The 7,494-nt window shown below is 41.6% G+C and carries 10 protein-coding genes and 1 pseudogene; 6 read left to right on the top strand and 5 right to left on the bottom strand.

What is annotated here, in order from left to right; genetic code table 11:
• Window positions 1-568 precede the first annotated feature (568 nt).
• The 6 genes from HMPREF1551_RS01575 to rlmN all read left to right on the top strand — a co-directional run bounded on the left by HMPREF1551_RS01575 (window position 569) and on the right by rlmN (window position 4,942).
• Window positions 569-1,492 (top strand): LLM class oxidoreductase, encoded by a 924-nt coding sequence (locus HMPREF1551_RS01575; protein ID WP_021627247.1) that lies wholly within the window; start codon window positions 569-571, stop codon window positions 1,490-1,492.
• Window positions 1,493-1,495: 3 nt separating this feature from the next.
• Entirely contained in the window at window positions 1,496-1,927 is a 432-nt protein-coding gene (gene aroQ / locus HMPREF1551_RS01570; RefSeq protein WP_021627246.1) for a type II 3-dehydroquinate dehydratase, read from the top strand.
• Window positions 1,928-2,022: 95 nt separating this feature from the next.
• Entirely contained in the window at window positions 2,023-2,865 is an 843-nt protein-coding gene (locus HMPREF1551_RS01565; protein ID WP_021627245.1) for an NDP-sugar synthase, read from the top strand.
• A gap of 4 nt (window positions 2,866-2,869) precedes the next feature.
• Entirely contained in the window at window positions 2,870-3,091 is a 222-nt protein-coding gene (locus HMPREF1551_RS01560; protein ID WP_021627244.1) for a DUF3098 domain-containing protein, read from the top strand.
• Window positions 3,091-3,900, top strand: a complete 810-nt coding sequence (locus HMPREF1551_RS01555) for an undecaprenyl-diphosphate phosphatase (RefSeq protein WP_021627243.1) — start codon at window positions 3,091-3,093, stop codon at window positions 3,898-3,900. The genes HMPREF1551_RS01560 and HMPREF1551_RS01555 overlap by 1 nt, the downstream gene beginning before the upstream one ends.
• A gap of 10 nt (window positions 3,901-3,910) precedes the next feature.
• On the top strand, window positions 3,911-4,942 hold the full coding sequence (gene rlmN / locus HMPREF1551_RS01550; protein WP_021627242.1) for a 23S rRNA (adenine(2503)-C(2))-methyltransferase RlmN: 1,032 nt from the start codon (window positions 3,911-3,913) through the stop codon (window positions 4,940-4,942).
• A gap of 68 nt (window positions 4,943-5,010) precedes the next feature.
• Here rlmN and HMPREF1551_RS01545 read toward each other — a convergent pair whose 3' ends face one another.
• The 5 genes and pseudogenes from HMPREF1551_RS01545 to HMPREF1551_RS13080 all read right to left on the bottom strand — a co-directional run.
• On the bottom strand, window positions 5,011-5,733 hold the full coding sequence (locus HMPREF1551_RS01545; protein WP_021627241.1) for a hypothetical protein: 723 nt from the start codon (window positions 5,731-5,733) through the stop codon (window positions 5,011-5,013).
• Window positions 5,730-5,972: a hypothetical protein gene (locus tag HMPREF1551_RS01540; protein ID WP_021627240.1), complete on the bottom strand. Its 243-nt coding sequence runs from the start codon at window positions 5,970-5,972 to the stop codon at window positions 5,730-5,732. Before HMPREF1551_RS01540 ends, HMPREF1551_RS01545 begins: the two co-directional genes overlap by 4 nt.
• A gap of 231 nt (window positions 5,973-6,203) precedes the next feature.
• The gene (locus HMPREF1551_RS01535) at window positions 6,204-6,626 is read right to left on the bottom strand and encodes an organic hydroperoxide resistance protein (protein WP_021627239.1); all 423 of its coding nucleotides are present in this window, start codon (window positions 6,624-6,626) and stop codon (window positions 6,204-6,206) included.
• Between the two features lie 200 nt (window positions 6,627-6,826).
• Window positions 6,827-7,150, bottom strand: coding sequence for a hypothetical protein (locus HMPREF1551_RS01530; RefSeq protein ID WP_021627237.1), 324 nt, complete (start codon window positions 7,148-7,150; stop codon window positions 6,827-6,829).
• A 147-nt stretch (window positions 7,151-7,297) separates the two neighbouring features.
• Window positions 7,298-7,494: pseudogene (locus HMPREF1551_RS13080) on the bottom strand (aldo/keto reductase); the annotation flags it as partial.

The raw sequence follows: 7,494 nt of genomic DNA, 5'->3' as shown, positions 1-7,494 counted from the left end.
ATTTACTATCTAAAAACAACGCAACAGCAGTAATCCCACATCATTAATCCATTCTCTTTTTTATCTCTACCATCTCCTAATCCTATGTCATTAAAAAAGTATCATTCCAAACCTCTTCTGGAATTAAATGTTGAGCTTGTTTGTTATCTCCATAGGATGCCCCTAAGTTTCTCCGTAGTGCTGCAGAACTTAACCCCCACCTGCTGTCCAACAGTAGATTGCAAGTGGTCGCTGAAGTTATCGAAAAAGTTGTGGTCTGTTACTGCCATAGTTCTGTTATTGAATGGGTTACAGAGACAAAAGTAGTAATAATTGCTGAAACAGCAAAAAAAAATTACCTATATTTTTGTAAAATGAGTGGTAGCTTTTGGCTGTTTATGAATGTTTGGGTGATTTTTGAAAAAAAATGTATATGCTGATTAAATCTTTGTCAGTTGGAGAAATATTTGTACCTTTGCATCGTGAGTTAAAACACAATAAAAATATAGTGACTAATGATCAATGATTAGTGACTAATCACTAATCACTAAAAAAACTAACAACGAAGAACTAAAAACTAAAGAAATATATGATAGCAACAGATAAGCTCTCTATGGGGGTGTTATTTCCCATAGAAGCCTTCGAAGGGCCTGTGCCACGAATGGATAAAGAAGAACAGATAGCGCTTGCCCTACAAGCGGAGGAATTGGGATTTGATACTTTATGGGTGCGCGATGTACCCTTGTTTGACCCAAACTTCCGTGATGTGGGACAGATCTATGATCCTTGGGTGTATATGGCGCATATTGCGACCTTGACTAAAAAAATCAAGTTGGGTACAGCCAGTATGGTACTTCCACTTCGCCACCCGATCCACTTTGCCAAGGCCGCAGCCAGTATAGATCAGCTTTTCCCTGGTCGCCTACATCTTGGGGTGGCCTCTGGTGACCGTGCTATAGAATATCCTGCCTTTAACAAGCCTTATGAGAACCGCAGTATCGACTTCATGCGCCAGATAGAGACCCTTCGTACCTTCTGGAGTAAGGATTTCCCTCATTATGAGACTTCTTTTGGGAAACTCAAGGGCGAAGCCGATGTGATTCCTAAGCCAGTGAATAAGAATATCCCTATGTATATCACCGGACATGCCGGAGGAATTAACTTGGATTGGATTGCTCAAAATGGAGATGGATGGATCTACTATCCGCGTGAGTTCTCTTATACTAAAAACATTATCCAGAATTGGAAATCTACCCTTGAGAAATACAATCAGCCTAATAAGCCCTATATACAGCCCTTGTATATCGACCTATTGGAGGATCCGAATGCAGAGCCAATAAATATAGAATTAGGCTTCCGATTAGGACGTAATTACTTGATAGACTTGCTACAAACGCTTAAGTTTATGGGTGTGAGTCATACGATCTTCATTGCGAAATTCTGTTCTCGTCCTATGAAAGAAGTCATTGAGGAGATCGGTAAGGAAGTACTTCCTCATATGAATGAAGGATAGGCCATGGAGATACTCATCATCAATGGGCCTAACCTAAATCTTTTAGGCAAACGGGAACCAACAGTATATGGGGGGGTAAGTTTTGAGGCGTATTTTGAGACGCTTCAGAAGGCTTACCCACAGCTCCATTTGCACTATTACCAGTCCAACCATGAGGGCGCATTGCTCGATAAGCTCCATGAGGTAGGCTTCTGCTACGATGGGATTATTCTCAACGCGGGTGCCTATACCCATACCTCGGTAGCCCTACAGGATGCTATTCGAGGGATTAGCACCCCAGTGGTGGAGGTGCATATCTCCAATACCTTTGCTCGGGAGGCCTTTCGGCATCATTCGTATATCTCACCTGTTGCCAAGGGAATTATCGTAGGCTTCGGGATGGAAAGCTACCGATTGGCGATAGAAAGCCTTTTGATAGTGACAAGTGACCAATGACCAATGACCAATGACAAGTGACCAATGGCTAGTGACCAATGACAAGAGACAGATAAAGGGTGAATGGTTATTCGCCTCTACTAAATACTAAGAAAATGAAAATAACATTAGCGATATTGGCGGCGGGCTTAGGCTCTCGCTTTGGAGCAGATAAGCAGATTGTCCCTATCTATGGAGATTCCATCCTTTTGGACTATTCCATAGCGGATGCTTTTGCGGCGGGTTTTGACAATGTGGTGCTGATTATCCGTTCGGAGATCGAAGCGACTATGAAAGCGCACTTGCTCAAGAAATTTCCAGCAGAGAAGCTCTCCTTCGTCTGCCAAGACCAACATAACCCCATAGAGCGCAAGAAGCCTTGGGGGACAGGGCATGCCCTATTGTGCCTGAAGGACTTGATAACCAATCCTTTTTTGATCATCAATGCGGATGACTTCTATGGGGCACATTCATTTGAGATGATGGCTAAGGCCTTGCGTGAAGGAAAGGAAAAGACCTTCTTCTCGGCAGGGTATCGCTTAGGCAATACCCTTAGTGAGAACGGTACCGTATCGCGCGGTATCTGTACCGTAAGTGCAGACAACCACCTAATTCGTATAGAGGAGCGTACCAAGCTGCTCAAGACCGCCGAAGATGAGGCTACGGATGAGCGTACGGGAGAGCGTTTTCCCTTGACAAGCTTCGTTTCGATGAACTTTTGGGGCTTTACCCCCGATATTTTCCGTATAGGGCTTCCCCTATTTGAGACCTTTATAGCCGAACATAAGGACGATCCTAAGGCAGAGTTCTATATTCCTACCTTAGTGAGTCACGCTATGGAACAAGGCTATGTGGTAGCGGTGGTGCCTACTGAAGCGGTATGGTTTGGCATGACCTATAAGGAAGACTTGGAGCTGGTTAGAAGAGAAATAGAACGAATAGAGACAAATAATAATTAAATAGATGATATTCAGACGAAAAAACTATCAACTTATGCTCCTTGGTTTGGGGCTTATTGCTTTGGGTTTTCTTGCGATGAGTGGCGGGGGAAGTGATGACCCTAAGGTCTTCAATCCAGATATTTTCAGTTTCCGACGTATCAGCTTGGCACCTGCCTTGGTGCTTTTGGGATTTGCGACGGAGGTAATAGCTATATTGTATAACGACAAACCTAAAGAAAACTAATGGACTTACTACAGTCAATTATCATCGCTATCGTGGAGGGGCTTACCGAGTATTTGCCGATTTCCTCCACGGCTCATATGATCTTCACTCGTGAGCTGATGGGACTTGCTGAGGATGATTTTTTTAAGATATTTGCGCTCTGTATACAGTTTGGGGCTATTTTGGCCGTGGTAACACTCTATTGGCGTAAATTTTTAGACTTCTCCCGTTGGCAATTTTTCCTCAAGTTAGGTTTTGCGGTGCTTCCAGCTCTTGTCTTGGGCAAGCTCTTGGACGATTATATAGATTCGGTGATGGGTGCTCCGGTGTATATAGCCCTTATGCTGATTGTAGGCGGGGTGGTGCTGCTCTTTATTGATCGTTTTTTTCAGCATCCGACAATCTCTCATGAAAAGGAAATATCCATTAAAAAAGCGGTGATTATAGGCTTTTGGCAATGCTTGGCCATGATGCCTGGTACGAGTCGTTCGGCAGCTTCGATTATAGGTGGGATGCAACAGAAGCTCACCCGCGAGCTAGCCGCAGAGTTTTCTTTCTTCTTGGCAGTGCCCACCATGCTGGCCGTAACGGTATATTCCTTATTTCTCAAGCACTACACAGGCAGTGGGGTAACTATGAAAGGCTATGAGCTCTTAGCTAGCAACTCCAACAAACTCTCCATGTTTGTTATAGGGAATGTAGTGGCTTATATAGTTGCTATCATCGCTATCAAAGGCTTTATAGAGCTGATCAAGAAATATGGTTTCGCTCTTTGGGGCTACTACCGGATTATTGTGGGAGGGTTTCTGTTGTGGTGGTTTATTAAGTGAAAAGTGAAGCATGAAAGATATACGTTCGCTTAGTCGAGAACAAATAGAGGCCTTTTTTCTCTCACACGGAGAAAAGGCCTTTCGTGCCAAACAGGTGTATGAATGGCTTTGGACGAAGGGGGTTCATACTTTTGAGCAGATGACGAACCTCTCGAAGGAGACAAGGGCGCTGCTGGAGGCGCACTTTGTTATCAACCACATTAAGGTGGATACCATGCAGCGTAGCGAGGATGGTACGATCAAGAATGCGGTACGCCTGCATGATGGGCTCTATGTGGAATCGGTACTCATCCCTACCGATACTCGTATTACGGCTTGTGTCTCCAGCCAGGTGGGTTGTTCGCTCAACTGTTCTTTCTGTGCTACCGCCCGCCTTAAGCGCATGCGCAACCTCTCTCCGGATGAGATCTTTGACCAAGTTCTCACCATAGACCAGCAGAGCCGGCTCTACTACGGTCGTCCTCTGCGCAATATCGTCTTTATGGGGATGGGGGAGCCACTGATGAACTACCCTAATGTGATGAAGGCTATCGAGCGAATCACCTCCGAAAAAGAAGGTCTTGGCTTCTCCCCCAAGCGAATCACGGTATCTACCTCGGGGGTCTCCAAGCTCATTCGCAAAATGGCTGATGACAAAGTCAAATTCAAGCTCGCGGTATCCCTACACTCCGCTATAGAGGAGACACGTAATAAGATTATGCCTTGGACGGTCAATTTCCCCCTTACTGAACTACGCCAAGCCTTGCAATATTGGTACCAGCAGACCAAAAGCCGGATTACCTATGAGTATGTCGTGTGGAAAGGTATCAATGACAGCCCCAAGGATGTGGAGGCGCTGGTAGCCTTTTGTCGCTTTGCCCCCTGTAAGGTCAATCTCATTGAGTACAACCCTATCGATGACGGTGCCTTTGAACAAGCAGATGAGAAAGCCCTTTTGCTCTACAAACGAAAATTGGAAGAGGCAGGTATCACCACCACCATCCGCTACTCCCGCGGTAAGGATATTGATGCCGCCTGTGGGCAACTCGCCAACAAACAGTAGAATGTACTAACTATTAATAGAAAAACCTCTCTGTGCGGTACTACACAAAGAGGTATTCAGTACTTATATCAATAGTTGATTTTATCCAAAAGATAAATTTTCACCCATTCAGGGACATTTTCTTGTAAAAAGTAGAGTTTGTTTTCCTTTTTTTCAATTAATAATGAACGGTCATCTTCAGAAGAGTTATCAAATATAAAGGCTGTATCTGCTGTCACAAAAGCATCATAAAGCAGGTTCATAGTTCTGTAGTATCTCTCTATTATCTTTTCTTCTGAAACATTATGCCCTCCTTTGCTAACTCTGAATCCTATGCGTTTTATATTAATAGTAGGGTCTTGTGTAGTGATAAAGTAGAAATAGGTTTTAAAACCATTATTTTTAGCCTTCTTTAAAAAATCTACTTTAGAGGGATGTGACATTACTGTTTCAAAAGAAAAAGTACTTTGCTGTTTTAGCAGTATCTCTCTAAAGAAATTAGCCACCGAAGCCGCTATATAGCTATCTATAGTTCCTGTGCAGACCAAAATATTGTCAACAATATGTATTTGTTGTAGCTTATTCAGATCAATCTTCTTGTTTTCAGCATGCAGGAAAAAATTATTCCAGTTATTTTGACTAATCTCAGTAGGTAAATAGTCATCACAATGGATAAACCCCTTAGTTTTTAGTGCTAATTCTATAACATCAGCATTTATAAAATACCCCACATTATAGTATTTCTTCACATCTTCTATAAGAGTAGACTTTCCCGATCCGTTAGGACCTGCAAACATGCGAAATCTTTTCATTTTTCACCTATCGTATAAACTCCTTTTTTCACTTTTATAAGATTTCCATATTGGGCTTTTTTACCCAAATAAACAATCGTTCCATCTGGTTTTTCTTCTACAAGCTCTCCTTCTTTTACACTGATATTACTAAGCCCTAAAGCTCTATTTTCACGGCGAGCTCTCTCGGTAGCTTCTATAAAAATTCTATTTAACTCTTCAGTAGGAATTTCTTCTATATTTTGTAAGGTTTTCATCATCTGACTATTTAATTTAAGTTTTACAGACTTTGTAAGAGTTTGATTAATCTAGAAAAAACAAAAACACAAAGCCCATACTAATATGTTATGGGACAAAGGTACGAAAAATTTATCAGAACTAAAAAAATTAATTAGTAATACTCCCTCATTGTTCTTATATCCAGATACCCCGTTTTACCATATGTAGTTATTCACCACAGGGGGCGTTTTTATTACTTGTAGGGCTACGACCTAATTGTTACTTATTTCAAAAGTTACTTCTATATTCCCACGAGTGGAATTAGAGTATGGGCAAACTTGGTCGGCTTTGGCTACAAGCGCCTTGGCTTCTTCAAGCGATACATTGGGTATATTCACTTGTAAGGTTACTGCAAAAATAAACCCGCCATTGTTCAGCTTCCCTACAGATACGTGTGCTGTTACAGCGGTCTCACCAGTAGTTACTTTAGTTTGTCTAATAACCAAATTCAGTGCGCTGTCGAAACAAGCCGCATAGCCAGCGGCAAAAATCTGCTCAGGATTGGTATAATCATCGTTAGCTCCCCCTAAGGCTTTAGGAGGATGTATTTCAAGGCTTAATACGCCATTGTCAGAAGTTACTTTTCTGTTGCGACCACCTGTTGCGGTGGCCACTGCTGTGTACAATGCTTTCATATTTTTAGTTTTATACCCTGCAAAGATAAACAATTTTTGTCAAATAATTGTTATAGAGAAGTGTAGTTTTTCAAATTTTTCCTCTATCTTTGTTTTTCCAAAACTTTAATAGCACACCAAGTAAAGCTTATTCGTTAGAGAGTAAAGTTCCCCATATGGCAAATGTGCTATACGGAGAGTGTTATTTATTGTGTGTAGTGCTACGACTCTTCAATTTTAAGGTGGTCTTTCGCTTTCGTAGGTGATATAACACTACGTCCCAATTGAACTTTTGTATCAGCAACATCAGTAAGCCGCATTTTACCATCAGCAGCTTCTAATTTCAAAGCGTTACAATTTGTAACGGTTTCATTTCCCTCTTCTTTTAGTCGTTTTTTCAATACACGCCAATAGGTCTGAGGGTTAGAACTATCAGTTAATATAGCTACTACATCTACAATAGAGAAATACCATTTCTCGTGTGTATCGTCCCAAATAGTGCGCACCTTGCGTTCTTCAAATAATTTAATAGCTTCTTTTTTCATTTCAGAGGATATATTTTCAACTTACAAAGGTATAAAATAATTGACAATTAATAATTGATAATTGACGAAAAACTCCCCGTGATGTGAGCCATAAAGGCTGTTTGCATCACGGGGAGTTTTATTGAAAAATCTACAAAATCGGTATTATTATTTAGGAGTGAACCCCATAAACATTTTTGTTACTTCGGGGTTGTGGTGAGAAGGCATAATGAGTGATTTACCGGTGTCTAATTTTAAGATTTCGTCCATATCGTTATCGGTAAGGGTAAAATCAAAAAGCTGTAGGTTTTGTTCCATACGCTCTTTGCGCACCGATTTAGGAATACAAATAATATCGCGTTGTA

The sequence above is a fragment of the Capnocytophaga sp. oral taxon 863 str. F0517 genome, assembly GCF_000466425.1.
Lineage (GTDB): Bacteria > Bacteroidota > Bacteroidia > Flavobacteriales > Flavobacteriaceae > Capnocytophaga.
This window is presented reverse-complemented; position numbering and strand designations above follow the sequence as displayed.